28 protein-coding genes are annotated in these 25,596 nt (G+C 40.5%); 22 read left to right on the plus strand and 6 right to left on the minus strand.

Annotation, left to right across the window (positions count from 1 at the left end):
• Nucleotides 1–12: 12 nt before the first annotated feature.
• The 3 genes from KSZ58_RS00220 (at nucleotide 13) to KSZ58_RS00230 (ending at nucleotide 2,495) form a co-directional block, all read left to right on the plus strand.
• Nucleotides 13–906, plus strand: coding sequence for an AEC family transporter (locus KSZ58_RS00220; RefSeq protein ID WP_224721077.1), 894 nt, complete (start codon nucleotides 13–15; stop codon nucleotides 904–906).
• A 469-nt stretch (nucleotides 907–1,375) separates the two neighbouring features.
• Nucleotides 1,376–2,140 carry a glucosamine-6-phosphate deaminase gene (nagB, locus tag KSZ58_RS00225; protein WP_008818171.1) on the plus strand — a complete coding sequence of 255 codons (765 nt, stop codon included), beginning with the start codon at nucleotides 1,376–1,378 and terminating at the stop codon, nucleotides 2,138–2,140.
• Between the two features lie 106 nt (nucleotides 2,141–2,246).
• Nucleotides 2,247–2,495 carry an orotidine 5'-phosphate decarboxylase / HUMPS family protein gene (locus KSZ58_RS00230; protein WP_002606877.1) on the plus strand — a complete coding sequence of 83 codons (249 nt, stop codon included), beginning with the start codon at nucleotides 2,247–2,249 and terminating at the stop codon, nucleotides 2,493–2,495.
• A gap of 447 nt (nucleotides 2,496–2,942) precedes the next feature.
• Here KSZ58_RS00230 and KSZ58_RS00235 read toward each other — a convergent pair whose 3' ends face one another.
• Nucleotides 2,943–4,571, minus strand: a complete 1,629-nt coding sequence (locus KSZ58_RS00235; RefSeq protein ID WP_008818172.1) for a GGDEF domain-containing protein — start codon at nucleotides 4,569–4,571, stop codon at nucleotides 2,943–2,945.
• Nucleotides 4,572–4,731: 160 nt separating this feature from the next.
• Here KSZ58_RS00235 and KSZ58_RS00240 point away from each other — a divergent pair, with 160 nt between their 5' ends.
• Genes KSZ58_RS00240 through KSZ58_RS00255 form a run of 4 tightly spaced genes read left to right on the plus strand, consistent with a single transcriptional unit; the run spans nucleotide 4,732 to nucleotide 8,798 of the window.
• Nucleotides 4,732–6,471 (plus strand): ABC transporter ATP-binding protein/permease, encoded by a 1,740-nt coding sequence (locus KSZ58_RS00240; RefSeq protein ID WP_009270172.1) that lies wholly within the window; start codon nucleotides 4,732–4,734, stop codon nucleotides 6,469–6,471.
• Complete coding sequence (locus KSZ58_RS00245) at nucleotides 6,464–8,119, plus strand: amino acid ABC transporter ATP-binding/permease protein (protein WP_009270173.1); 1,656 nt, start codon at nucleotides 6,464–6,466, stop codon at nucleotides 8,117–8,119. The genes KSZ58_RS00240 and KSZ58_RS00245 overlap by 8 nt, the downstream gene beginning before the upstream one ends.
• The gene (locus KSZ58_RS00250; RefSeq protein ID WP_008818175.1) at nucleotides 8,119–8,439 is read left to right on the plus strand and encodes a nitrous oxide-stimulated promoter family protein; all 321 of its coding nucleotides are present in this window, start codon (nucleotides 8,119–8,121) and stop codon (nucleotides 8,437–8,439) included. The genes KSZ58_RS00245 and KSZ58_RS00250 overlap by 1 nt, the downstream gene beginning before the upstream one ends.
• Complete coding sequence (locus tag KSZ58_RS00255) at nucleotides 8,436–8,798, plus strand: YbaN family protein (RefSeq protein ID WP_009270174.1); 363 nt, start codon at nucleotides 8,436–8,438, stop codon at nucleotides 8,796–8,798. The genes KSZ58_RS00250 and KSZ58_RS00255 overlap by 4 nt, the downstream gene beginning before the upstream one ends.
• A gap of 78 nt (nucleotides 8,799–8,876) precedes the next feature.
• On the opposite strand, the gene KSZ58_RS00260 is transcribed toward KSZ58_RS00255, so the two are convergent.
• Both KSZ58_RS00260 and KSZ58_RS00265 read right to left on the minus strand, forming a co-directional pair.
• Nucleotides 8,877–9,293, minus strand: a complete 417-nt coding sequence (locus KSZ58_RS00260) for a YjdF family protein (protein WP_009270175.1) — start codon at nucleotides 9,291–9,293, stop codon at nucleotides 8,877–8,879.
• Between the two features lie 216 nt (nucleotides 9,294–9,509).
• Nucleotides 9,510–10,316 carry a C39 family peptidase gene (locus tag KSZ58_RS00265; protein ID WP_217752575.1) on the minus strand — a complete coding sequence of 269 codons (807 nt, stop codon included), beginning with the start codon at nucleotides 10,314–10,316 and terminating at the stop codon, nucleotides 9,510–9,512.
• A gap of 181 nt (nucleotides 10,317–10,497) precedes the next feature.
• On the opposite strand from KSZ58_RS00265, the gene KSZ58_RS00270 reads away from it, so the two are divergent.
• Nucleotides 10,498–11,484 (plus strand): PD-(D/E)XK nuclease family transposase, encoded by a 987-nt coding sequence (locus tag KSZ58_RS00270; RefSeq protein ID WP_008818180.1) that lies wholly within the window; start codon nucleotides 10,498–10,500, stop codon nucleotides 11,482–11,484.
• A 229-nt stretch (nucleotides 11,485–11,713) separates the two neighbouring features.
• On the opposite strand, the gene KSZ58_RS00275 is transcribed toward KSZ58_RS00270, so the two are convergent.
• The 3 genes from KSZ58_RS00275 to KSZ58_RS00285 form a co-directional block, all read right to left on the minus strand.
• The gene (locus KSZ58_RS00275; protein WP_008818181.1) at nucleotides 11,714–12,370 is read right to left on the minus strand and encodes a hypothetical protein; all 657 of its coding nucleotides are present in this window, start codon (nucleotides 12,368–12,370) and stop codon (nucleotides 11,714–11,716) included.
• A gap of 6 nt (nucleotides 12,371–12,376) precedes the next feature.
• Nucleotides 12,377–13,693: a M18 family aminopeptidase gene (locus KSZ58_RS00280; RefSeq protein WP_008818182.1), complete on the minus strand. Its 1,317-nt coding sequence runs from the start codon at nucleotides 13,691–13,693 to the stop codon at nucleotides 12,377–12,379.
• A 284-nt stretch (nucleotides 13,694–13,977) separates the two neighbouring features.
• Nucleotides 13,978–15,402: an amino acid permease gene (locus KSZ58_RS00285; protein ID WP_008818183.1), complete on the minus strand. Its 1,425-nt coding sequence runs from the start codon at nucleotides 15,400–15,402 to the stop codon at nucleotides 13,978–13,980.
• A 206-nt stretch (nucleotides 15,403–15,608) separates the two neighbouring features.
• On the opposite strand from KSZ58_RS00285, the gene KSZ58_RS00290 reads away from it, so the two are divergent.
• The 14 genes from KSZ58_RS00290 to rpiB all read left to right on the plus strand — a co-directional run bounded on the left by KSZ58_RS00290 (nucleotide 15,609) and on the right by rpiB (nucleotide 25,596).
• On the plus strand, nucleotides 15,609–16,232 hold the full coding sequence (locus KSZ58_RS00290; protein WP_238135798.1) for an L-threonylcarbamoyladenylate synthase: 624 nt from the start codon (nucleotides 15,609–15,611) through the stop codon (nucleotides 16,230–16,232).
• Between the two features lie 183 nt (nucleotides 16,233–16,415).
• On the plus strand, nucleotides 16,416–17,603 hold the full coding sequence (locus tag KSZ58_RS00295) for a BTAD domain-containing putative transcriptional regulator (protein ID WP_008818185.1): 1,188 nt from the start codon (nucleotides 16,416–16,418) through the stop codon (nucleotides 17,601–17,603).
• A 74-nt stretch (nucleotides 17,604–17,677) separates the two neighbouring features.
• Nucleotides 17,678–18,232 carry a hypothetical protein gene (locus KSZ58_RS22420; protein WP_233104345.1) on the plus strand — a complete coding sequence of 185 codons (555 nt, stop codon included), beginning with the start codon at nucleotides 17,678–17,680 and terminating at the stop codon, nucleotides 18,230–18,232.
• Nucleotides 18,229–18,894 (plus strand): diguanylate cyclase domain-containing protein, encoded by a 666-nt coding sequence (locus KSZ58_RS22425; RefSeq protein WP_233104346.1) that lies wholly within the window; start codon nucleotides 18,229–18,231, stop codon nucleotides 18,892–18,894. Before KSZ58_RS22420 ends, KSZ58_RS22425 begins: the two co-directional genes overlap by 4 nt.
• 6 nt (nucleotides 18,895–18,900) lie before the next feature.
• Entirely contained in the window at nucleotides 18,901–19,317 is a 417-nt protein-coding gene (locus tag KSZ58_RS00305; protein WP_008818187.1) for a hypothetical protein, read from the plus strand.
• Nucleotides 19,318–19,484: 167 nt separating this feature from the next.
• Nucleotides 19,485–20,123: a hypothetical protein gene (locus KSZ58_RS00310; protein WP_009270179.1), complete on the plus strand. Its 639-nt coding sequence runs from the start codon at nucleotides 19,485–19,487 to the stop codon at nucleotides 20,121–20,123.
• A gap of 23 nt (nucleotides 20,124–20,146) precedes the next feature.
• The gene (locus KSZ58_RS00315) at nucleotides 20,147–20,854 is read left to right on the plus strand and encodes a hypothetical protein (protein WP_008818189.1); all 708 of its coding nucleotides are present in this window, start codon (nucleotides 20,147–20,149) and stop codon (nucleotides 20,852–20,854) included.
• Nucleotides 20,847–21,686 carry a MucBP domain-containing protein gene (locus KSZ58_RS00320; protein ID WP_009270180.1) on the plus strand — a complete coding sequence of 280 codons (840 nt, stop codon included), beginning with the start codon at nucleotides 20,847–20,849 and terminating at the stop codon, nucleotides 21,684–21,686. The genes KSZ58_RS00315 and KSZ58_RS00320 overlap by 8 nt, the downstream gene beginning before the upstream one ends.
• Before the next feature lie 306 nt (nucleotides 21,687–21,992).
• Nucleotides 21,993–22,376, plus strand: coding sequence for a hypothetical protein (locus KSZ58_RS00325; RefSeq protein WP_374102557.1), 384 nt, complete (start codon nucleotides 21,993–21,995; stop codon nucleotides 22,374–22,376).
• Between the two features lies 1 nt (nucleotide 22,377).
• Nucleotides 22,378–22,983 carry a SipW-dependent-type signal peptide-containing protein gene (locus KSZ58_RS00330; RefSeq protein WP_009270181.1) on the plus strand — a complete coding sequence of 202 codons (606 nt, stop codon included), beginning with the start codon at nucleotides 22,378–22,380 and terminating at the stop codon, nucleotides 22,981–22,983.
• A 228-nt stretch (nucleotides 22,984–23,211) separates the two neighbouring features.
• The gene (locus KSZ58_RS00335) at nucleotides 23,212–23,856 is read left to right on the plus strand and encodes a hypothetical protein (protein ID WP_008818193.1); all 645 of its coding nucleotides are present in this window, start codon (nucleotides 23,212–23,214) and stop codon (nucleotides 23,854–23,856) included.
• A gap of 85 nt (nucleotides 23,857–23,941) precedes the next feature.
• Nucleotides 23,942–24,121 carry a hypothetical protein gene (locus KSZ58_RS00340; RefSeq protein ID WP_008818194.1) on the plus strand — a complete coding sequence of 60 codons (180 nt, stop codon included), beginning with the start codon at nucleotides 23,942–23,944 and terminating at the stop codon, nucleotides 24,119–24,121.
• A complete protein-coding gene (locus tag KSZ58_RS00345) occupies nucleotides 24,114–24,617 on the plus strand; it encodes a signal peptidase I (protein WP_008818195.1) in 504 nt (167 codons plus the stop codon). Before KSZ58_RS00340 ends, KSZ58_RS00345 begins: the two co-directional genes overlap by 8 nt.
• Before the next feature lie 538 nt (nucleotides 24,618–25,155).
• A complete protein-coding gene (rpiB, locus tag KSZ58_RS00350) occupies nucleotides 25,156–25,596 on the plus strand; it encodes a ribose 5-phosphate isomerase B (RefSeq protein ID WP_008818196.1) in 441 nt (146 codons plus the stop codon).

The following is a 25,596-nucleotide window of genomic DNA, read 5'->3' on the forward strand; positions in this document are numbered from 1 at the left end:
TCTATCCTAATTATGAAGCAGCTGCTTGTTATGTTTTCACTGTCAGGTATTGGATTCTTGCTGGCAAAGTTGAAGCTTATTAGCAATGAGGGCTGTAAAGAGCTCGTAAATCTTCTGCTGTATGCGGTCATACCACTGACTGTACTTAACTCCTTTCTGGTCGAAAAGACACCGGAAAAAACACAGCTTCTTTTATATTCACTGTTGCTGAGTCTTGCAGTTTTCGCTGTTTCTATGCTGTTATCCTACATTATATATGGGAAAAGAAAAAGAGTTGAAAATTTCTCAGCAGCATTCAGTAATGCAGGCTTCATTGGTATTCCACTGGTACAAGCAACTGTTGGACCACACGCAGTATTTTATATTGCAGGCTTTGTAGCCTTTCTGAATATATTCCAATGGATTTATGGTGCTTATGTTATGGGAGCGGAACGAAGGATGATTTCTTTTCAGGTAATTGCTAAAAATGCTGTTCTGTTATCCTTTATAACAGGCTTTACTCTATATTTATGCGACTTGGGTAATATCCTTTTTATAAAGGATATAGCAAATACCGTAGCAAATATGAACTCACCGCTGGCGATGATCATAATCGGTGTTTATATGTCGCAGATTTCTTTTATGAGAATGTTACAAAGAGAAAGCAGTTATATCTGCAGCCTGTGTCGCCTTTTCGTGATTCCATTGGCCTCTCTTGGCTTACTTGCTGTGATTCCCTTAGATTGTTGTGAGGTGAAAGTAGCGATATGTATTGTACTTTCTGCACCTGTGGGTGCTAATGTAGCTATGTTTGCTCAGAAATTTCATCAGGATTATACATATGCAGTAGAAATAGTAATATTATCAACACTGATGTCTGTTGTAACACTTCCAATGATTGTTTATGCCGCACAGATTGTTTTATAAATATACATTTTGCATAAAAAATCCCTGTCTGGGATTTTTTTAGGTTCTTTCATACTTAGATTTACCCACAATCGAGAAAGACCCTTTTTTTTATCTATTACTTGTCTATTTATCTCTTGTCCTCGTTCATTGCATAATCTGAACCTTGTATGCTTACCAGAGGTTCGTATAATATGAACGGCTGTTGACTTTGACTTTACGTTACTTCTGTATACAGTAAGCGCGTATTGCTTCCGGATTCCTTTTTCAATTTTAAAGGTGATAGATGCATATCAAATACGTGCAAGGATATATTCATCATAATGAAAAGCAGTCTTAGGATTGCCGAAATTCATATAAGCAATAAAATTTTTTAATATTATAGACGGATATAGAACAATAATTATTAAAATTGAAAAATTTGATTACAAAATTATTGACTATAACAATTTATGGCGTTATGATATAGTTGTAAAAGGAGGCTACAAACATGAAAATTGTCGTATGTAAGGATTATGATGATGTCAGTAGAGTTATGGCAGAAAAGGTGGTCGAACAAATTCGTAAAAAACCTAATTTGGTATTCTGTCTGCCTGCGGGGAACTCTCCTATCGGGATGTACAAATATCTTGTTCAGATGTACAAAGAGGGAAAGGCTGATTTCTCACAGCTGAGAACATTTGATATGGACGAATATGCAGGGCTGACTCCGGACGATTCACACAGCTTTATTTATTTTATGCATCAGCACTTTCTGGATCATGTCAATATCAATATGGATAATGTACGTTATCCGAAAGCAGATGCAGCAGATCTGGATGCGGAGTGTAAACAGTATGCGCAGGAAATCATTGATGCGGGCGGTCTGGATATTGCAATCACCAGCATTGGCGATGATGGGCATATTGCATTCAATGAACCGGGAGAGTATTTACTGCCACGCACACATGTCGTTAAAATGGATGAGGCAACCAGACAGCAGAATGCAAAAGCATTTGCTGACTGTGCAGGAGGTGTTCCGGAATATGCGATTACAACCGGTATGGAAGAACATATGAAAGCCAAAAAATATTATGTCGTTTGTTCTGGCACCCACAAAGGAAAGCTATTGCATAAGCTGTTCGAAAATGAAAAGCTGGATCCTAAATTTCCTGTTTCCTGGCTACGTATGCACCCGGATGTTGAATTTATCATAGATGAGGCAACTGCTGCAGAAATTCAGGAGGATGCACTGGAGTATTACAGAGAGAAATAAACATAACGGCTCATTTGATTCTCACATCAAATGGGCATTTTATGAAGCCTTTGGTTAAATACCGTTTAGAAAATAAATCAGATGATTTCAAAGGAGAAGGAAAGATATGAAGCTGCAAATTGCAACTGATATTGCAAATACCGAGACAGTATTCAGCATAGCGGATGCAGTCCATGATGTTATTGACATACTTGAGGTTGGAACACCGGTAATCACGAAGGAAGGACTAGTACCTGTATACCATGTAAAACTAAGATATCCGAATCTGTGTGTGTTTGCCGATACAAATATCATTGATGGCGAAGCTATGGAATGTGAGGATGCCTGTAAAGCTCATGCGGATATCGTAATGTAAGGGCAATGGCAGATAATGCAACAATGAAAGAGGATGTTGATACAGAGAACCACTACAAGTCGTTAATTTTATTTGGATGATAGACGGTTTACAGATGCTATACATAGGGAATAAATTCTGGCTTATGTGCTTGTATGATTTTTTTAATGATAATATTCCATTTCCATATGAAAAAGCGGTCTCTTGATAGAGACCGTTTTCGTGCAATATTGTAGTTGCATTATATTGGTTATGAATTGGTATCCTATAGAAATTCAGGTAAAAGATGATCATGTAAAATATAATATTTCCTGGGAGAATCAGAATCATCGCTCAATAGGGGGTATCCTGTTTTATTGTCCCATAAGAAAGTTTTATCCTATATTTCTAAAAGCGACATTATTTAAACCATCTAAGTATGCTGACACAGGATGGGAAAACAAAGATTTTCAAATATTACTAGCATCCTTACAAATTCCGCGATTTCCTTTTATCCTCATACATAGCTTGATCTGCCATGACCAACAGCTCCTGAATTCCCTTATTCCGGGATGTATTGCTGGAAAATCCCTTTGCTATTGATAAAGGAAGCTCAGCCGTTTGATTATATTCTTTCAGTCTTTGGTCCAGCAGGCTGAACATTGCCTGCGCGGACATATAATTTTTCTCGCTGAGAACTACAAATTCATCCCCACCTACCCGATATATTTGACCGATATCCGTAAACACGGTATTCAGGAGGTCGGCAGCACTGCGTATAATGGTATCTCCGGCATGATGACCGTAGGTATCATTGGTATGCTTTAGATTATTGATATCAAACATAAAGACCGTCAGAGGAGCATCTGGTTTTAGCTTTTCCATTTCCTGACAGCGCTGTTCGTATGCAGAGCGATTCCGTGCTTTTGTCATGGTATCCGTATAGGCAAGCTGGCGGTAAAACTGAATCTGTTCCTGCTCCTGAGACAGCAGATAAACCTTATGAAAGGAAAAGCAGCTCAGCATGACGATAAACAATAATAATCCGATACGGAAGTATATATTATAGTCACTCATTGGATGCAGATAAAAGGCAGTCAGCGCCGCTGTGGAGAACAGGGCAAGGATAAAGAAGGCAAGCAGTATATTGCGGGAATAATCCGTCTTATACAGGCGAACCTCACGAATCAATGCAAACAGCAAGGCGGCAATACTAACCATCATCAACAGATGGGTAAATGGCAGCATCTGTACAAAATCCAGGATGCCTGCCTGATAAAGAATACACTGGACAATGGTATTTCCCAACAGTAAAAGCTGAAGCAGGGTCAGGGAACGGCACCGCAGCTTTAATGCGTCATTTATAAAGACCAGAAGCGGGATTGGCATAAGCATAAAGCTGCAGAAGGATAATAAAACGATACGCAGACTGCCGCTCACATACAGCTGTAATATAGGAGAATCTGTAAGCAGCCACAGTGCTGTGAGGAAAATGAAGCTCATAAGCGCATATAGCGATGTTTTAGACAACCAGAAGCTGCGGTTCTTCAGCCATATAATCAAAAAAACAAGAATGATGTCAAGCAGTAGCAGCAGGATTACTGTGATAATAATTCCGGCATTCTCCTGTAAAATATAAAAAGCAAAAGAGGATGCGGAAACCAGCATTGGATATTCTATATCAGAGGAAACATTTGAGTAATTGTTTTTGAATTTCAGAAGCAGCTCTTTGCCACTGTCTTCTGATGTAACCGGCATACGCACATATACATTACCTAATAATGTAGAATCATCGCGATGATAGCCGTAATCCAGGCGGACTTCGTTATCGATACAAATCTGTACACCGCGGTAGTTGTTTCTGATCACAAGCATGGTATCCTTCGCTATCTGTGGCAGTGTCCTTTTTCTACTGAAGGTTTTATCACGTATATCTGTCTTTGCCTCAGCCTGAGCGGCTCCATCCTTCCAGCCGTTCTTTAATACCTCAATATCATTGGATTTCGGTGGTATAACAGCTGCCGGCGGTGTCTTTTGCGGAAAAATAACAGATACTACAAGACATAAGCCAATAATCCACAGGCATATGTAAAGAAGCAGCATTTTCTTTCTTGTCATCCTTCCACATCCTTTCTATCCTGATAATTTTAACATACTTTTCATGCACATTATATTTTTTGTTAAATTATCACATAAAAAACTGTTTCACATTGACACCGATTGTTAACTGTGGTAAACTTTTATCCGATAAGTTATCTTAAACTAACTAGGAGGTACTATGATTGACAAACGACTTTTAAAAGAGATGCCGGAAACAAAGCCATATATCATGAAGCAGGTAGCGATGCAGTGGTTCTCTCTGCTATGCAATATTGTCTTTGTGGCACTGCTGGCAAATGTACTTTCACACATATTTTATAAAACCGTCAATGAACAGCTTCTGCTTCTGACAACGTGCGGAGTCATTTTGTGCATTGCACTAAGAGCAGTCTGTGTCCGAAAAGCGAGCTTATATTCCCATGAAGCTTCCTGTCATGTGCGTGAGCAGCTTCGCATGCGGTTGTTCAAAAAGCTGCTGGAAATGAAAAGCGGCTATACCGAAAGCGCACCGACAAGCGAGCTGGTGCAGCTGAGCGTAGAAGGCATTGACCAGCTGGAGATTTACTTCGGCCGATATCTTCCCCAGTTTTTCTACAGTATGCTTGCCCCGGTTACACTATTCCTGATTCTTGTGTGGATGGATGTAAAAAGTGCACTTGTACTCTTACTCTGTGTACCACTCATTCCAATGTCTATTATCGCAGTACAGAAATTCGCAAAGAAGCTGCTATCCAAATACTGGAGCAGCTATACGACGCTGGGAGACAGCTTTCTGGAAAATCTGCAGGGTCTTACCACGCTGAAAATATATCAGGCGGATGAATGGAAGCAGCAGGAGATGAATAGGGAAGCGGAAAATTTCCGTAAAATTACGATGAAGGTACTGACTATGCAGTTAAATTCTGTCAGTGTCATGGATCTGATTGCATATGGCGGTGCTGCTCTGGGCAGCATTGTCGCAATTCTTGGTTTTCAAAACGGCAGTCTGTCATTATTTCAGGTGATTTGTATTGTATTGCTATCCTCAGAGTTCTTTATACCGCTGCGTCTGCTGGGCTCCTTCTTTCACATTGCAATGAATGGAATAGCGGCCAGTGATAAAATATTCCGTATTCTGGACAAACCGCAGAAGCAGGCAGAACAAAAGCAATGGAAAGCAGAGACAGTGGATATTCAGCTGCGTGATTTGAGCTTTTCCTATGATGAACAGCGCACTATCCTGAAGCATGTCTATATGCAGCTTAAGCCTGGTCAGTTTACTGCTATCGTTGGAGAAAGCGGTTCGGGCAAGAGTACGATCGCCAGGCTGATAGCGGGCATTATCAAGGATTACCACGGGCAGCTGCTGATTGCGGATACACAGCGAAGAGACATTGATGATGATGCCTTTTATCAATCCTTTCTGTATGTCAGTCATCAGCCGTTTATCTTCAAGGGCAGTGTTCGTGAAAATCTGGCAATTGCAAAGGACTCTCTAAGTGAGGAAGCAATGCTGGAGGCACTACGTAAGGTAGCATTGCTTGATTTCGTCATGGAACAGGGCGGATTGGATATGGAACTGCAGGAACAGGGTAATAATTTATCGGGCGGACAGAAACAGCGTTTATCCATTGCAAGGGCATTGCTGGCACAGCGGGATGTTTATATCTTTGATGAGGCCGCAAGCAATATTGATGCAGAGAGTGAGGACGCTATTGTTTCCGTTATTCATAAGCTGGCAGAAACAAAAACGGTAATCATGATTACGCACCGGTTAAAAAGCATAAAAGACTGTGATCAGATCTATGTGATTGACCAGGGTACCTGTCAGGAACACGGAAGACATGAGGAACTGCTGCGTTTGCGGGGAACCTATGCAAGGATGTATGAAAAACAGCAGGAGCTGGAAGCTATGGAAGGAGCTGAACAGTATGCATAAAACAGGAAATATTCGATTGATGGCACGTATGAGTCTGCTTGTAAAACCGCTTGCCCCCCATATGCTGCTGGCTGTGTTTCTTGGTGTAGCCGGTTTTCTGTGTGCGATTTACATTCCGTATTTCAGTGCACTTCTCATCAGCCATATTGCCATACAGGCAGCGGATTTCCCAATTGGCGTGTTCTTTGTCATTATGCTGGTGCTGGCACTTCTTCGCGGTATTTTACATTATGGGGAACAGGCCTGCAACCACTATATTGCATTTAAGCTGCTTGCCATTCTGCGGGATAGGGTATTCACCGTTCTGCGCCGCCTTGCTCCGGCGCGGCTGGAGGGGCAGGATAAGGGAAATCTGATTTATCTGATCACCAGTGATATTGAAGCACTGGAGGTGTTTTATGCACATACGATTTCTCCTGTGCTGATTGCAGTTGTCACATCCGGCATACTGCTGATACAGTTTGCGAAAATGCACATCCTGTTCTTTATGATAGCATTGCTCGGATATCTGTTCTGTGGCGTCCTGCTGCCTCTTATCATAACAAAGCTGGGAACGCAGGAGGGCTGTCAATCCCGGGAGGGGTTTGGAAGATTGAGCAGCTATGTGCTGGAATCTCTGCGCGGAATGCAGGATGTGCTGCAATATCGTATCGGAAGTCAACGTATGGAGGAAATGCAGAGAAAAAGTGAAGAGCTGCACGATACAGCAAAGCGTCTGAAGCTGCACGAAGGGACCTCTTCGATACTCGGAAATGCAGTTGTTACGTTATTTACCCTTCTTATGCTGCTGGGCGGCTGTCTGCTGTATCTGCAGGGGACGGTAAGCTTTACAACGGTGTTGATGAGTACTGTGCTGATGGTATCCAGCTTTGGGCCGGTTCTGGCGCTTGCCAGTCTTTCCAATAATCTACTGATTACCATGGCAAGTGCGAGACGTGTGTTGCAGCTGCTGGATGAAAAAGAAGAGGTTGAAGAAATCAGCGGAAAAAAACAGGCAGTCAGCGGGGATATTAAAGTGGAGAATCTGAGCTTTTCCTATGAGGAGGAAGAGGTGCTGCGCAATGTGCAGGCAACCTTCAAAAAGGGAAAGATTACCGGAATTCACGGAAAAAGCGGTTCCGGGAAATCAACACTGCTGAAGCTGATCATGCGATTCTGGAATGTATCACAGGGTAGTATTTCTGTGCACGGCGTTGATTTAAAGGATATCAATACCTCGGATCTGCGTAATATGCAGAGCCTGGTAACACAGGAAACGGTTCTGTTTCATGATACTATTTTCAATAATATTCGAATTGCAAAGCTGGATGCCTCTGTCGATGAGATTGAAGAAGCCTGCCGCAAAGCGGGAATTCATGAGTTTATCATGTCACTGCCAAAGGATTATGCGACACCGGTTGCAGAGCTTGGTGATTCTCTTTCCGGAGGAGAGCGTCAAAGGATTGGCTTGGCCAGAGCATTTCTACATGATTGTGACTGTATCCTTTTGGATGAACCAACCAGTAATCTGGATGCGTTGAACGAAGCTGTTATTCTGAAAAGCATTCAGGCACAGAAGGATAAAACGATTCTTCTGGTATCGCACAGACCAACTACCATGCGCATTGCGGATACGGTGCTTTCTGTGGAATCCGGGAGAGTCAGCTGATGGAAGCCGCAGCCAAGCGCGAAAAGGAAAAGCAGGTCATACAGGAAATGATATCCCTGTACTGCCGGAAACAGCATCATGGACAAAGCCTCTGTAAGGAATGTCAAACGCTTTGCAGGTATGCACATCAGCGCATAGACTGCTGTCCGTTTATGGAAAGCAAGACCTTCTGCAGCAACTGCAGCGTGCATTGCTATCAAAAGGAACAGCGTGAACAAATCCGCAGGGTCATGCGCTTTAGCGGACCAAGGATGCTTCTGCACAGACCGCTCATGGTCATTCAGCATATGTGGCTGTCACGAAAGGAGAGACATACATGAAACCTGTTTATTTTATCATCGGTATCGTATCCATGCTGCTAGGAGCCGTCGGTGTTGTGCTTCCTGTTCTGCCTACGACACCGTTTCTGCTTCTTTCCGCCTGGTGCTTTGCGAAAAGCTCCCGGCGCTTTCACTGCTGGTTTATCTCAACAGCACTTTATAAAAATCATCTGGATTCCTTTGTACAGCACCGCTCCATGACATGGAGAACCAAGCTTTCCCTACTGGCATTTGCCAGTACTATGCTGTTATTTGCCATGTATTTTATGAGTAACCTGTGGCTGCGTCTGTTTTTGCTTGCACTCATGCTCTTTAAGTATTACTATTTCCTCTTTCGCATTAAAACGATACGGGAATAAGATTTCATGAAAGCATTGTATGTATCAGATAAAAAGGTATGCACGCGCATACCTTTTGTTAGTTGGTAAAGTAAAGGGTCAACGGCCCTTATGCTTTGCCTTTTTCTTCATCTGCCGCAGACGAAACGCTTCCTTCTGTCCTTCTCTGTTCTCCTTTCGTCTTTCAGCTTTCCGCTGTGCGCGTTCCTCCTGCTGCTGTTTTACTGCAAGCTGTGATTTTGTAAGGGAAAGCCCTGTACCCTGTGCCTTGCGGGCTTCACGCTGCATGCGTTTGGGATTTCGATGGCTTGCCTTTGAGCGCACGGTTTCCACAGGAGCCTGAAAACTGATGGAATACCAGCAGCCTTTCAGCCATTCATATACCACCTGCTCACTGGGTTCACTTCCGAATACAATTCGCTTCAAATACAGCAGCTGCTGTTCACGGTATTCAAACAAGCCAATCCAGAAAGGGTCTTCAAAGAAGACAGTAAAGCTTAGCGAAGTCTGATTCATAATGCTTCCTCCTTATATACTTCATAAGGAAACGGACAACCAAGGAGGCAGGTTACTGACAATTCTCATTGCGTCTGGACTACCAACCAGACTGTGTTTTTATTCCGTTATTATACTATCAGGAGTGAACGCAATCGTCAACAAATTATCCGTGCTGTATAAGCTGTTTTAAAGTAGTATAGTTCAAGAATCTTTTCCTGCAGACCTTCTAAGAAATCACCATATATAGGCAGGTTCTTCATTTACCAGGATGGCACGTACCAGCTCCTGGGCAGTAAACTGCTTCAACCCCCTGTGTACCTCATCCTGAACAGGCGGATATGGATCTATGATGTAGTAGGACGTAATCTGATCCTTATTTTTTTCATAACCGATCACCAGCACCATATGGTTTGCATGTGCAAGTGCAGGATATAAAGCATTTAAATCAACTGCGGCAAAAACTGGATATCCGTCATCTATATTTTGTACACAGCGGCGTGAAAATGTTTCTGAAGCATCCTGCGTGTAGTCGTCTGGCGACAGTGTCTGTACATGATAGCCTGCTTCATCAGCTGAGGGTATGCTTGTGCCGGGAAACAGGTAGCTGTTTAAGACTCTTGCCATATCCACATATTCCGTTCCGGTTACAGGATCTGTATGAAGCTGCTGTGCCAGGTGCTGCTGGGTGCTTTCTATAGCGTGATAGCGAAGTGCCATCTGTATACAGGCCGGTACACAGTAATATGAAGTTTCCTGCATACTCTGAACAATAGGAAGCTTATTCTGTTTATGTTCATCATCCGTTTCGCTCTGTTCACGTCTCTCAGGCATGTTCTCTGCATCACTTTCCATAAGAGAACCTTCCTTTTGTCTGTCAGCAGCTGCAAAAGCGCCGTTCCTGTCAAAATGCTGTGCAGATAGGCCGGTGGAAGTCGTTCCGTAAACCGGTATCTGTGTGCACGCTGTGCGCATAATGTATGCAAATAGAAAAACAATGATACTAGTTAACAGAATAAGGATACTGCTGTAGGTTCGTTTCATACAGGTACGTTCTCCTTTCATTATCTATACGAGGCAGAGATAGTATATATTTCATTTCACAGCAATAAAGAAATCAGAACCTAAAAAAATCAAGAATATGTGGATTTTTTAGGAATTTCATACGTTCTTAACGTATAGAAGTATGTAAGTGATGATGAGCTTACAGAAGGAGGTTTTCGTCATGGAAAATACGAAAACAAATACTGTATTGGATTACTGCAATGATGTATTCTTCAAGTACGCCCTTTCCCGTGAGGATGAAGGCTCTGTGTACGCCCGCAACACCATTATTGAACGTGTTACCGGAATCAAGGTAAAGGAAAGCACCGTCCTCAATCCGAATCTGGATCCGGGCATCATCGGAAAGAAGCGCATTATTCTGGATGTCCATGTGAAGGATGAGAAAGGTCGTTTTTTTAATCTGGAAATGCAGACGACCTATGCAGGAGTAGCGGAAATGATGCGCTTTGAATTTTATGGGGCCAGAGCATTGAACAACCAGCTGGACTGCAGTGAGAAGTACAGGGATTTAAAGCCGGTATATCAGATTATTTTCATTGAAAAACGCGCATGGAATAATAAAAATCTGATCAACCACTATCGAATGCGCAATGAGCAGGGAGAAGATGAGAGTAAACATCCATTGATTAGAAGAACCTACATCCATCTTCCTGTTATCAATGAAATCGCTAAGAAAAAAGCCATCCAGCAGATGGATGACTTTGAACAGCTGTGCTTCCTGTTTGAAAACAATGCGAAAAATGATATACTGGAATCAAAGGAAAGGCTGGTGAAGGTATTCATGAACAAGTACGAGGAAATGCAGAAGGATGACGAGCTGTGGTCAACCGCAATGGCGATTCAGATGGGAGAGGCACGTTATCGCTACGGCTTGGAGGACAGCTTTGAGGAGGGAATGAAGGAAGGTATCATAAGAGGTAAAGCAGAAGGTAAGGTTGAAGGCAAAATCGAAGGTAGAATCGAAGGTAAGCTTGAAGGAGAGAGACAACTCTTACATAGGCTCATGGAAGCCAAATTTCAGGAAGACTGTACAGCATGGCTACAGTCATTAACCGAGGATCAACTGCATATCGTATCCAATCTGCTTTTGGAATGTGATACCTTGGAGTCAGTTAAAAAACAATTAAATAGACGCAACACCATATAAGAATACTTCATAAACAGCACCTTTATACTTATGTCTGTACAAAGTAATGGTTATTTATGTGTCTAACCGAAAGAATTCATAAACAGCATATTTATAATAAAGGAATCAACAGATGCAATACGAAAATTTTTACAAATTCATACGTATCTTGCAGTCTATTTATTTTACGGCTTCGATAAAAAAGCTCTCAGCGTAATTACAATGATTTGCTGAGGGCTTTTCATGTCTGCTATATCACTGCTTCGAATTGCGGCTTGATTTTCCGTTTCATAATGAAAAAGGAAATCACCAGCAGAAGATAGGTAATATCAAAATTAGCATATGCGGCAGGTGTTACTATTTTTATAAATACACATGCGACAATTGCAATGATATCCATACGCATATAGAAGCTGCCGAACTGGTAGCGTTTTACGATTCTTTTGCGTATCAGGAAATTTTTCATTGCAATTCCACCAGCGACACAGGCAACGATGACATCTACCAGATAATTCACAATAAATTTCTGGTCCATCAGATTTTTAAAGAAGAACAGCACGATACAGAGTGAGAATACATACCAGATACTGCTGATTTGCATTTTCTCATAATCCTGATTGCGTATTTTTCGTTTCATATCCTTATATACATTGCCACGGGATAGCTTTGTCGTATATTCTTTCAGATCCCTGGGAATTACCAGCGTTGCTTTCTTTCTGTTTTTCATGCCCTCGAGACATTGTTCGAGGGCGGTATTAACAATGATATTGATATCCGCATCGGATGTATTGCTGTGCAGTACATAGTCATAGAAACGCATAAATTCTTTATGATAATCCTCATCCAGCTTTTTCATCAGGTAGAGATTGTCAATATGAATTTTTTTCTGACTGCTTTGATTTTTCATGGAGACCTATGCGACCTCAATCGTTTCGCTGTCGGTAATATGAAGATTGGTGTTATAGAAGGTTGTCAATGCACGAATCATATACTCACTGTCTTTGATACCTGCGGTTTCATAGGAGGAATGCATGGCAAGCTGAGCCAGTCCGATATCCACAGTATGCATGGATACCTTCTGACTGGAGAGATTTCCAAGTGTGCTGCCTCCTGCTGCATCACTTCTGTTAGCGAAATGCTGAACAGGAACCTCTGCTTTTTCACAAATTCCCGCAAAGACTGCCGAGCTGACTGCATCGGTTGTATATTTCTGATTCGCACTGAATTTCACAACGATTCCCTTATTCATATAGGTGCAGTTTGTATCATCTGTCTTTTCCGGATGATTCGGGTGTACTGCATGTGCATTGTCACAGGATACCATGAAGCTTTTCGCAACAGCACGGTAGTAATCCTCTTTTGTGTAACCAAGGTTGTCGTTGATTCTCTGCAGAACATCATACAGGAAGGTTGAGCATGCACCCTGCTTGGTTCCGGAACCGACCTCTTCATTGTCAAAGCAGGCAAACACATTGACTGCTTGTTCATTTGTCCCGTGCAGTAAGGCTTTCAGCGATGTGAATGCACATTGCAGATCGTCCAGCTTCGGTGATGAGATGAATTCCTCCTTCACTCCCCAAATGCTTGGGGCCATGCGGTTCACCAGATACAGGTCTGTCCCTAAGATGTCCTCTTTTGCACAGCCCAGTTCATCGGCAAGCAGCTGGGCATAATCACCCTCATTGCATTCTCCGGCTGAGAACAGCGGCAGCATATCTATCTGATTGTTATATTTCATACCGTTATTTACATCACGGTTCATATGAATGGCAACATTGGGAATCAGAAGCAGATCACGGTCAAAGCTTACCAGCCTGCTTGTAAAGGTATTTCCTTCTTTCACAAGAACACGTCCTGCTAAAGACAGCGGGCGATCCATCCATGTTGCGCACAGCATACCACCATAGCCTTCCGTATTCAGCTGCAGATAGCCGCCCTTTCCTTTCAGCACTGCTTCTTCCTTAACCTTAAAGGTTGGTGAATCCGAATGGGATGAAGTAACCTGAAAGTGGTAATCCTCCAGACTGCTTCCGATGTGGAAGGCGATCAGACTGGAGCCGTTTCTTGTAGTGAAGTATTTTCCGCCCTTTTCCAGCGTCCAGGCTTCACATTCCCGTAATTCCGTATAGCCGTCTTCCAGCAGCATATCTTTCATAGTGTTCACTGCATGAAAACAGCTTGGACTTTTCTGAATGAAGCTTAGTAATTCGTTCGCAATATCTTTATACATAATTGATTTATCCTCCTGTAATCTACACGTACAGTATAGCATGGTATGCTTACGGGGTAAACATGCCTAATGATATACCAGATCAGCGGAAGGGGGATTTCCTGCAAGGAAATCATACCCTGTGCACAGCATTTTCTATAAATATTTTTTGGAGTCTATGCTAACCTCTCAGACGATTTACCACATTCCTCCTGCATGAAGGGTGAGCAGTAAAGGGAAAAGGTAGAATGCATAGGATGAGCCAATAGTAAGAAAGACAAGACCGGCTGATCTTGTCTTAAGGTTTATGCCTTTTCGTTTCTTTTGATAACCGGCAGGATCATACCAAGCGCTGTCAGTACGACTGGTGTGATGACATTCAGTGCTGTGGTGAACATGTCTCCCGGTGTATACATACCCATGATACAGCATGCTGCAGTCAGAATAAAGCACCAGATACCAAAGGTCATAGCGACTCCCTGATTCTTAACAAACCGGTATTCCGGCTGAAATTTGTTTCGTGCCGTACGCAGTGCGATATAGGCGGCAAATACCCATAGATACCGCATAGGCATAGTGACAGAATTCAGCTTGTTCAGCTGTGCAAGCACGCTGGCAGCACCAGGCACGAAGGACTGAATCAGAATAATGCTTCCGGACAGAATGACAACCATCCAGATTCCGTTGATATAAGCACCATATTTGTTTTTCTTAAGCAGTCCGGATGGAATAAACTCTCTGGCTTCCTCGTTGTCCAGCAGCATACGCAGCGGAGCATCAATACTTAATACCAGAGTTGAGAACTGACCGATCATGTTGCACAATGCATAAATAATCAGCAGTGCATCTCCCATGTGATAGTAGCCGCCCAGCTTCTGGAATGCCCAGTAGGAGCCGTTGGATACATAGGAATTAAAGGATTCCTGTGTTCCGTTAATTACGGCAGGATCAAACATCATACCCATTGCAATCGTACCCAGAATGGCACATACAACAACCATGATTGCCAGTGTAATCATACCCTTCGGGAAGCCCTTGCTTGGATTTTCCACCTTATTAACATAAGGGGAGATCTTTTCACAGCCACCCACGGCAAACACCAGAATGGACAGCGATGTAAAATACTGCAGGTTAAACTGCGGGAAGATATTGTCCCAGCTGAAATCCGGAGTGACAAAGCCGCCGTTTGGATTGATGACCGGTGCGGCAAACATCATCAGAATGTACAGTATGGACATGATGAACATACTGCTTCCGGCAATCGTCGCCAGCTTCTTCAGCGGATTTAAACCGCGGCTTGCGACCCAGCAGAAGAACAGGAAGACTGCCAGCGTACCCAGCTGTACATAAACGGTTGGAAATGTGTCATACGTTTCCGCATTGCGAAACACTGCCCAGCTAAGTGCTTTTAGTCCACCGCTGCCTTTACTTGCGATGTATGTAATGTGACATGCCCAGTAGGTCCACCCGGCATAGTAGGCGAATTTCGGACCAATTGTTTCATTGATCCATGAGCTGACTCCACCACCGGAGTCTTTGAATGCTGATCCCAGTTCTCCGACCATGAGCGCATACGGCACAAAGTACAGAGCAAACATCAGAATCCAGCTGAATATAACCTGAATACCATTGAAGTATACGAAGCCGTTTAATACATTTCCAAAACCCCAAACGGTAGAAAATGCCATAAACGCAAGGTTATACCAGACTATTTTCTTTGAACTTTCCATTTTTACCCTCCTTAGAATATAAATGTCGAGCCTAGCTATCATACCATAGGTAGTTCATAAACTCCATGATTTTTCAACATTTTGTTCGCAAAATATACTACAATTTCCAGATTTTGTTTATGATTCTCCATTAACTTTCCATCATTTTCTATCCACTGTATGTTTTGTGGAAATTCTGTGCTACAATGCTGATAAACAGAAAGGAAATGATGAACATGGAAACCAGACGGTTTGATAAAAAGGATGTAAAGGAAGTTGCAGAGCTGTTGAAAAACGGGCAGGTTGTGGCATTTCCTACAGATACGGTGTTTGGTCTGGGGGTCATTTATGAGAATGAGGAAGCCTTGCGCAAACTGAAGGAAAGCAAGGGACGTCCGGAGAATAAGCCGATTCCCACCATGGTTGCGGATGTGGAGCAGATGAAGTGTATCGCACAAATGCCTGCAGAAGCTGTGGCACTGGCGGATGCCTTTATGCCGGGAGCATTCACTATGATCTTGAAAAAACAGGAGACGCTGCCGGATTATGTGACGAACGGATTTCCTACCGTGGGAATCCGAATGCCGGATGATCCGTTTGTACTGCGTCTGATTAAGGAATGCGGAAAGCCGCTTCTGGTAACGAGTGCCAACCGTTCCGGAGAGGAAACTGGTGTTCGGGATGAGCAGGTGCTGGAACAGCTGGACGGCAGAATTGATGCGATTGTTTTAGGAGAAGCAAAAGGCAAGCTGGCGAGCACGATCGTAGATATGAGCGAAGAAGAACCGCGCATTGTCCGTGAAGGCCCAATCTCTGCGGATGATATCAAAAAGGTGTTACATAACGCATAAGGGATAGCTTCTGCTGAATTTCATATAGTTATATTGTCAAGATAAATAGGAAAATCAGAAAAAATGAAAATCACTGTCCGTTAATGGCTTTGTTTTTTCATGATTTCTGATTTTTTTTCAGCCCTCTTTTCATGAGATGGATTTGTGATAAAATGAAATCATAGAAAGCAACGAGGACATCCTATGAGAAAGAAAAATATATTGAAAATTCATCTGCTGGGTGAATTTTATATGGAAAACAAGAATTACCGGTTTCCGCAGGAAACAAAGAAGAGTACACAGCTGATCCTTTTGATCGCCTATCTGATGATGTATCGGCATACGGTGGTATCCAAGGAAAAGCTGATTAAAATATTGTGGAAGGAAGATGAATCGGATAAGCCGGAGGGTGCCTTGCGCAATCTTGTGTATCGTGCAAGAAAGGAATTGCAGAAATTTTATCCGGATAATCCCGAGCTTTCCTTTATTCTGTCAAAAGGCAATACGTATGCATGGAATTCTGAAATACCATGTGAGATTGACATCGTGCAGATGGATGAGCTGTGCAAAAAAATCGAAGAGGAGGAAGCACCGGAAGCCTCTTATCAGTATTGCAAAGAGCTGCTCAGCAATTATATGGAAGACTTCATGTTTGAATTTCATACGCAGGACTGGGTGGAGCTGCAGAAAACCTATTATGACAACAATCTGATGCGGGCAACCAACCGCAGCTGCAAGCTGTTGATGGATAAAGAATATTATGATGAAGTAATCAAGCTGTGTGATATTCTGGGCTTTAAGCATTATGCGAATAACCATATTCATGAATACAAGCTGGAGGCATATCGACAGACCCATCAGTATTCGCTGGCGATTTCGTATTACCACAAGGTGACCGATATGTATTACGGAAGACTGGGGATCGAGGTAACACCGCTCTGCAGAGAAATTTATGCTGAGGTTGTACAGTGTATTGCCAGCAATCCGGTTGATGTGGATGAGCTGGAGCAGCAGCTGAAGGAGCATGTCCGAAATGAAGGAACCTTCTATTGCGATTTTGATGTATTTAAAAATATTTATCAGATGAATCTGCGTTCTGCGAGACGATCCTCCCGTTCCCGTTATCTGGTGCTGTTGACCATGCGGCAGCCGGAGGGTGTTAAGGAAGAGGCTCAGCAGAGAGAGTCGGATATTCTGCGCGATGTTATAACGACAGAGCTGAGAAAAAACGATGTGTTTACGAAATGCAGTCCGTTTCAGTATTCCCTGATTATTGCGACAACCTCGATGGAGGGGTGTGACAGGGCTATCAGCCGGATCATGGATAGATTTGAACAGAAAAAAACGATAGTTGAATCTGAACTGGCATATGAATATAAACATATTGAATGATAAGTATATTAAGCGTATAATGAAGTTATTGTAATTATTATGGGAGTTTCCTATCTTATGAAAGGGGAAAGAAGATGGAAGTGATCAAAGCATTCCTGTTTGGAAATTTGCAAATAAATTATGGTGATATACACCTGGATGAGACAGATATGCGTTCCAGCCAGCTTGTTACACTTTTATCTTATTTTCTGATTTATAACGACCGTAAAATATCATCATCGGAATTAAATGATATGTTTTGGGAGGATGATGAGGAAATCAGTAATCCGCAGAGTGCATTAAAGAATCTGATGTACAGGCTGAGAACCCTATTAAAAAAGGTGTTTGGTAAAACAGATATGATTATTACAGGAAAAGGCTCCTATTACTGGAATACATCATTTAAAATCAAGCTGGATACTGATAAATTTGAAGATTTGGATAAAAAATTAAAGACTGACAGGGAGTATTCGTACGAAGAACTGACAGAAATGTTTGATTGTCTGACGATGTATGAGGGTAAATTTTTAGCAAGTATAAGCTCAAAACGATGGGTCTTATCACTTTCTACATATTATCATTCTATATATTTGCGTTGTGCGAAGCAGCTGGCCTTCAGATTTGAAGGAAAACAGGAATATGAAAAATGAATAGATTATGCAAGGATGCTCTCATTCAGGATCCCTTGGATGATGAAATGCAATATCTGTTTATTTCCTCATTGATGTATTTAAATCATTATGATTTGGCAAAGGAACAATATCATACAGCCAGCAAGCTATTATATGAACGTTTAGGTATTAAGCAATCACAATTTCTTCAAAAGGCATATATGATGCTGCTGAAAAATAACAATGAGGTAAGCTCGAATCTGGATGTTATTCAAAACAGCATAGCTGAGGAAAAAATTGAAAAGGCGTTTTATTGTGAATTTGGTGTATTCAAAGAGATTTATCATCTGGAATTGCGTAGAATGGTGAGAGAAGGGTTTTCGGAATATGTGGTATTGATGACATTGCAACCGAAAAAATTTGTTGATCCGCATTCGCAGGAAGGTTTGCATATGTTATCAAAAGAAATGAATACATTAAAGGAGATTCTCTGTATAAGCTTGCGAAGTGGAGATGTGATCTCAAAATACAGTGGATCTCAGTTTATATTCATGCTGCATAATTGTAATGCAGAGAATGCAAAGCAGGTGATTGAGCGTATTCAGAATAAATATGAATCAGCCAATAAATACAGCTTCATTGATTTAGATTATACTTACGATGAGCTGCAGTTGTTCGAAAATGATACATTGAAAGGATAAAATACTATGAATGATCACAGATACTATCCTAAAAATGCCGTACGGATATGCTTGCATGAGCCACAACAGGATGATTTTGATGGTACATTATTTAGCTGTATCAGAAAAAAGGGGTTTTCTTTTCACAATTTCACATCTTTTATCATTTTAACGGAGGAAATATTGGATTTTGTTGGAAAGCCGCAATCCTTTCAGGAAAAAAGAACGTTTAATAAAGAAAAAAAATATTTGAGAATCGAGAATTTGCATATACAAGAGGATTGCTCTTATATATATGAACAGCATGGTGCCTATGCTACTTATGATATCATTATTATGACAAGACGGAAAAGCGATTGGCAGGGGATTGTAAAAAAGGATGAAGAAGTAATAGGAGAATTTAAAAGCATTCTTGAATTGATGCATCTCCTTGTTGTAAGATAAACCTCCCTTTAGAGGAATAAAACATAAGTGAACAGGCTGTTTTTTTCAGCTTGTTTTCTTTATTGTAGAATAAGTTTGCTTCGTGTGACTGCCTTGTTACTTGTTTTTATTATACTTATATCGTAAAGTAGTAGGGTGTAATATTTATGATGAGAGGATATGATGATATGAAAAAAATAATGCTGGTGGTCACAACCGTTGTGTTACTCGCAATATTTGTATATGAGGGAAGCTTGGCATTCTTTCACGCACAGACAGATATCAGTGCTAAAATAAGTGCCGGAAATCTTGGGATTGAACTTGTGCAGGATATGGATAAGGAAAAAATAACAAAGACAGAAAACGGTTTTCAGATTCGTTCTTCCATGTCCGGGGATGAAATTAAGGATAGGGTTTATGTAGAAAATAAAAGGGATCATTCCCTGTATACCCGTGTTGCTGTTACAAAATACTGGGTAAATAAGGATAATGAAAAAATGGTGGACGCAGATGCTTCTAAAATCAAACTGATCACAGAAGATACTTCCAAGTGGATCATTATTGATGATGCTGATAATTCAAATTCGGAAATCGTTTATTTCTATTATAAGCTACCATTGGAAAAGGGTGGAAAAACCACGAATTTAGTAGATGCAATAAAGATTAGCCACGAGATAAAGAATGGAGAATATGCCGATTATCGTATACATATTGCTTATGATGCAGATGCAATTCAGAGTATAGCCGGAGCAGAGGCTGCTTTGTCTGAATGGGGTGTAGAGCTTTCTGTTGATGAAGAAGGAAGTATTACTTCCGTAGTGGATTAGATGCAAGAAGGAGAAAGATTACTATGAAAAAAGGTTTCCGAATAATCACAGCCGTTTTGCTGGCTGTACTGTTTTCCATAACATCACTTCAGGCTGCTGAATCTGCTGCTGAAACAGGATTAAGTTTCGAGGGAGATAGTGAGAAATTTATAACCTATGAACAGCAAAGCGCATATGAGAATATGATGCCGGGTGAAAAAAGGGTACAGCGCATTACACTGACAAACAATGATGAAGAGGAATTAAAGTTTTATGTGAGAGCTGAATATACAGATCCGCTGGGGGAAGCCGTTGCCGACGGACATGTTGCTTATAATGTGGAATTTGTAACGAATAACGAAAGCTTTTATACCGGACGAATCGGTGGTGTAACAAAGGCGAATATGAATTCTTTGGAAACCAACTATCTGTTAAGATCAATAAAAAAAGGTGAAACAGCGACCATTGATTTTATATTACAGGTTGATGGCGATTCCATGAATGATACGTATCAGGATACAGAAGGGCGTTTACGTTTTATTTTTTCAGTCGAACACATGAATTCAGCTCCTGTTGAACAGGCTGCAAATATTGTGAAAAAAATACCTGTGATCAATAAAATACCAGGAGTGAATACAGGTGATCCAACAACGATAGGTTTAATTCTCGGTTTTTTTGCCGCAAGTGCTATCGGATTGATATTACTTATTATTATAAAAGTACGCAGTCGAAGGAGTGAACAGAATGATTAAGAATAAAACGTTATGCAAGATATTGTCATGCTGCCTGCTTATGGCTATGGTAATGTTCCCGTTATTCAGTATTCGTGTACATGCTGCAGAATATGAAATTGTTTTTAAAGCTGGTGCTCATGGAACGATCAATGGAAATAAAGAAGCATCATATCGCCTATCTTCAGATGATGTATTCCCTGATGAACCGGATATACAGGTCGAAAAGGGGTATGTTTTTGTTGGTTGGAATAAGCAGCTGCCCAGCGTTGGTTCTAAAGTAACAGGGGAAATGGTATATGTAGCTAAATACGCTGTTGTCATTGATGGGGTAACGTATACGATTCGTTACGTTGATGAGAATAAGGTGGATATCGCCACACCTAAAACTATGCTGGGAGAGTTAGGAAGTAATGTAACGGCAAGAGCAAAGACAATTCCCGGTTATACGTATCAAACCGCAGAACAGGATGCTGTAGTAAAAGATCAATTAGAAATACTATTTGTTTATACTTTGACGAATCCTGATGAAGTAGTACCTTGTCAGTCAAATACAAATAATCAGGCTGGTACAAATAATCAAGTTGGTACAAATGATACACAGGGGATAGAGAATAACAATACTTTACATAATGGCGAAAATAACAATATAGATAACAATGGTGAAGATGTTAATGAAAATGGCAGCCAAGAGGAAGAAACAGTCTTGGGAGAAGGCGAAACACCACAGGCCATTGCGAAAAGAAACCGTCAAATGATGATGTACGCAGCTGGAGGCGGTGCAGCTTTGCTTGCTATTCTTCTATTCTTGTTATTCAAAAGACGTAAAAAGGAAAAAGAAGCTTCGCAGTAAAGAAATTTTCTGGAAATACAAGTCAAAGATTTAGCTTGAGGATATATATGGTTGCTGAAATTATATATCCTCAATTTTTATTATTTAAAGGTCGCATATGTGTGGATCAGGCAATATTGAATTCTGCGTTGTTAACTAGAATCATAAATTAAGATGCTTTATATGTTTGACTTTGTAATATTCCAACAGTTTGATGATTCTATCCATATTAAAATGTCTTACCTAACAGACAGAAGGTGTTACTAAGGGCAAATGTAAGAATTATGAATAATGTGGGAAAAGGATTGCTGAATACTTATATTTAAAATAAAAAGAAAAGACGGGTCTTTGATTTATTATCGCACCATTCGACTGCATGAGATTTTGAACGGTAGTGCCATTGTTAAAGATCTTCCATATGGAGAATATGTTGTTACGGAAATGGAGACACTGCGATATGTATGTGTTGGCGATCTTGTGCAGCAGGCTGTTATAAATGAAGAGAATAAAACAGCGGTTGTTAAATTTCAAAATAAGCTTGTAAAGGAAGAGCTGTTTTCACACACTGATGTAATTGAAAATAGATTCCGTATTGGAGATGATGGTAAAGTAAGTATAACGCAAGATAAATTACTGGATAATACAAGTGATTTTAACCTTTACAGAATATCTCAGAATGTTTTAAAGGCGGTAGAAAAGGAGGAACAATAGAATGAAGTGTTTTGAAAAAATAAAGCTAAAAATAGTTCTTCTTATAGTCCTCATTATCGCAGTTGTCGGCATTGGCACAACGTATGCATATTTAACTTCGAGTACAAATAATTTAGAAAATACATTCACAGTAGGTAAAATTGAAACAGAAATCGAAGAAAATCCAGAAATTCAAGGTAGTAATATAAAAAAAGATCCGAGTGTTAAAAACATAGGATCCAATGACTGCATTATCAGGATGAGAGTAACTGTCTCGCCTAAGGTAATTGCTGATTATCTATCCCAAAATAATGGAATAAATTATAAAACAGAGAGTTGGAGATATAATAATTCTGATGGTTTTTGGTATTATCTGGGTATTGTATCACCAGGTAAGGCTACTGATCCGCTCTTTACTGAAGTAAATGGTCTGCTTGATGCTGATGGAAAGATTAAAGAAGAGTTTAAAAACGTATCTGATTTCGAGATTACGTTATATCAGGAGGCAGTTCAGGCAGTTGTGTGGGATGCTGATGGAAATGAGTTAAGTGCAATGGATTCCAATAATAAATTCAATAATGAAAATGCATTGAAAATATGGAGTGCGTATAAGGGGTCTCTTAATTAACGTAGGATTTTATGATGATTGAGGTGTGCTCTAAAGCATTATAGGTTTCAAAAAGGCAGTGCAAATGTCGAACATGCACTGCCTTTTATAGTGTCAAATAACATCCTGTGAGAAAGATTACTTTTTATATCATGTGGCTTGTTAATGTTATCTTGTATTACCATCATGTGACCGGATAAAGGTATAGTATATTTGTAAAAAGATAGTGATTAAATGAGGTGTATGGACATGAATAGAAAAAAAATTATAACTTTATGTTTATCTATAATATTATTGGCACTGATTGGGGTTGGTGGAACATTAGCATATTTAACTTCTAATACGGAGCAGTTGAACAATCGTTTTACATTTTCCAATGGTATAAGCATGCAGCTTGATGAGGACCGCATTGATAAAAATTTGCATACGGTTACTGAAGAAAACGGTGTGATTGCAGGATCAGATAAAGGTAATGATTACTTAAATGTTCTTCCAGGGGAAGTTTTGCATAAAGATCCTACCGTTACCATTTTAGCTAATTCACCTGATTGCTATGTTTTTGTAAGTGTTAAAAATCCCTCTGAAGAATTGCTTTCTTTGAATATATCTGATGAATGGATGTTTATTGATAAAATAGATGATATCTCCTACTATGTCTATGTAAAGGATGGACAACCTGAATCAGTAAAGGCATCAAAGCAAAATACAAGACTTACACCGGTTTTTGATTCTGTAACGGTCGCTAATATAATAAATAAAGATAATTCTGAGCTGGTTAGTTTGAGTGATATAGAAGTAAAAGCATCCGCAGTACAGTCAAAGGTGGCAGGTGAAGATAACTATGATGAAGTAAAAGCAGAAGGATTGGGTTTGCTGGGATATCATGTTGAATAATAGAAGAATGAATTTTACTCATTTATATATGTTTGTTACCTGTATGTGACTTTAATGTGATATTCTAATAACAGGAGATGATGAAATGGATGAAAAAAACAATTGCGAAAAAGCAACTTTCATTGTTGATATAAAAAACAGAGAGAATCACAGCTGGCAGGGTACGTTGACGTGGGTGGATACCAATAAAGAAATATGCTTTCGAAGTGCGTTGGAATTGATTAAAATAATCGATTCTACTATGCCTGGGGATGAAAATGATTAATATACTTAATCGAACGGCATATGTTTTGCTGGGAATCCTTTTGTTAATGATAGCTCCCTTTCTGATTCCTAAAGTGATTGGGTTTATACCTTATGCTGTACTAACAGATAGTATGGAACCGGCATATTCAGTCGGCAGCTTGATTTATGTAAAAGAAAGTGCACCGGAGACGATTCAGGTAGGCGATGTCATTACGTTTCGTCTTGATGTAAAAAGCGGTCAGCTTGCCACACATAGAGTTGTAGCTAATAATACGAAGGATAAGGAATTTATTACAAAAGGGGATCACAATGATTATCAGGATGCGGCAGGTGTTGCTTATGAGCGTCTCATCGGAAGGGTGGCAGGCAGTGTACCGGTCTTAGGTTATTTATACAGCTTCCTTGTTTCCTCAACAGGAATTGCACTAGAAACATTTATTGTGGCGATGATTATAATCCTTTGGCTACTTGTGTATACATCAACAAGGAAAAATCATTGCAAGCAAAAGAAATGAATATAATCTTTGCAATTGTATCAAAGGTTTATAGGTATGCAAGAAATAGAAAGCAAAAGAGTTTGATGCGGTATGTCTTTATTGGATTGTAAGAATGCTAGAAAAATATTGTAATTATAATAAAGTGCTATTTTATGCAATAGAAAAAGAGGCGGTCATTTTTCTGCCTCTTTAATTCTGTGTCTGTAGGTCACCTTGTGAATACAGAAAAATATCGATTTCTTATCTCAGTAGTAGAAGCGGCAGTAAGCAGATTAGCTTATCAGGAATCAAATCTAATACTGATAGTGCTGGGTAATTATTTGCTGAATTATGGATTCCTTGGTTTAATATGCATGCATATAACATATATAGTAAATTGAAACATTTTAAGTTTTAAAGAGACACAGAATAACCTATTCAATTTAGGTAATTGTTTCTGTAATGATATCAATCGATCCTGCGTCTTGTTTTATAGTTTTTTGTTTTCTCAGGCTGCTTACATTCTGTCTGCTGTATGTTATAATGAGAAAGGATATTATAAGAGGAGGAACTGTATATGAAAATAGCGGTAGCTTGTGATCACGGTGCTTTTGAGTATAAGGAAATCGTGAAGGAAATGTTAACGGAAATGGGACATGAGGTCGAAGACTTCGGATGTCATGGATGTGAGTCTGTGGATTATCCGGACTACGCAGGACCGGCTGCACAGAGTGTTGCGGATGGTAAAAACGATAAGGGAATCGTTATCTGCGGAACAGGAATCGGTGTCAGCATTGCCGCCAACAAGATTAAGGGAATCCGTTGTGCGCTTTGCAGTGATCCGGTTAGTGCCAAACTGACAAGAGAGCACAATAACTCCAATGTGCTGGCGATGGGACAAAGAATTATCGGTGTGGAGCTGATGAAGGAAATTGTACGTGTTTGGGTAAATACCGAGTTTTCCCATGATGAGCGCCACCAGAGAAGAATTGACAAGGTAATGGCTCTGGAAAAATAA

This window comes from Erysipelatoclostridium sp. DFI.2.3 (assembly GCF_019132535.1).
GTDB lineage: Bacteria > Bacillota_I > Bacilli_A > Erysipelotrichales > Erysipelotrichaceae > Clostridium_AQ > Clostridium_AQ innocuum.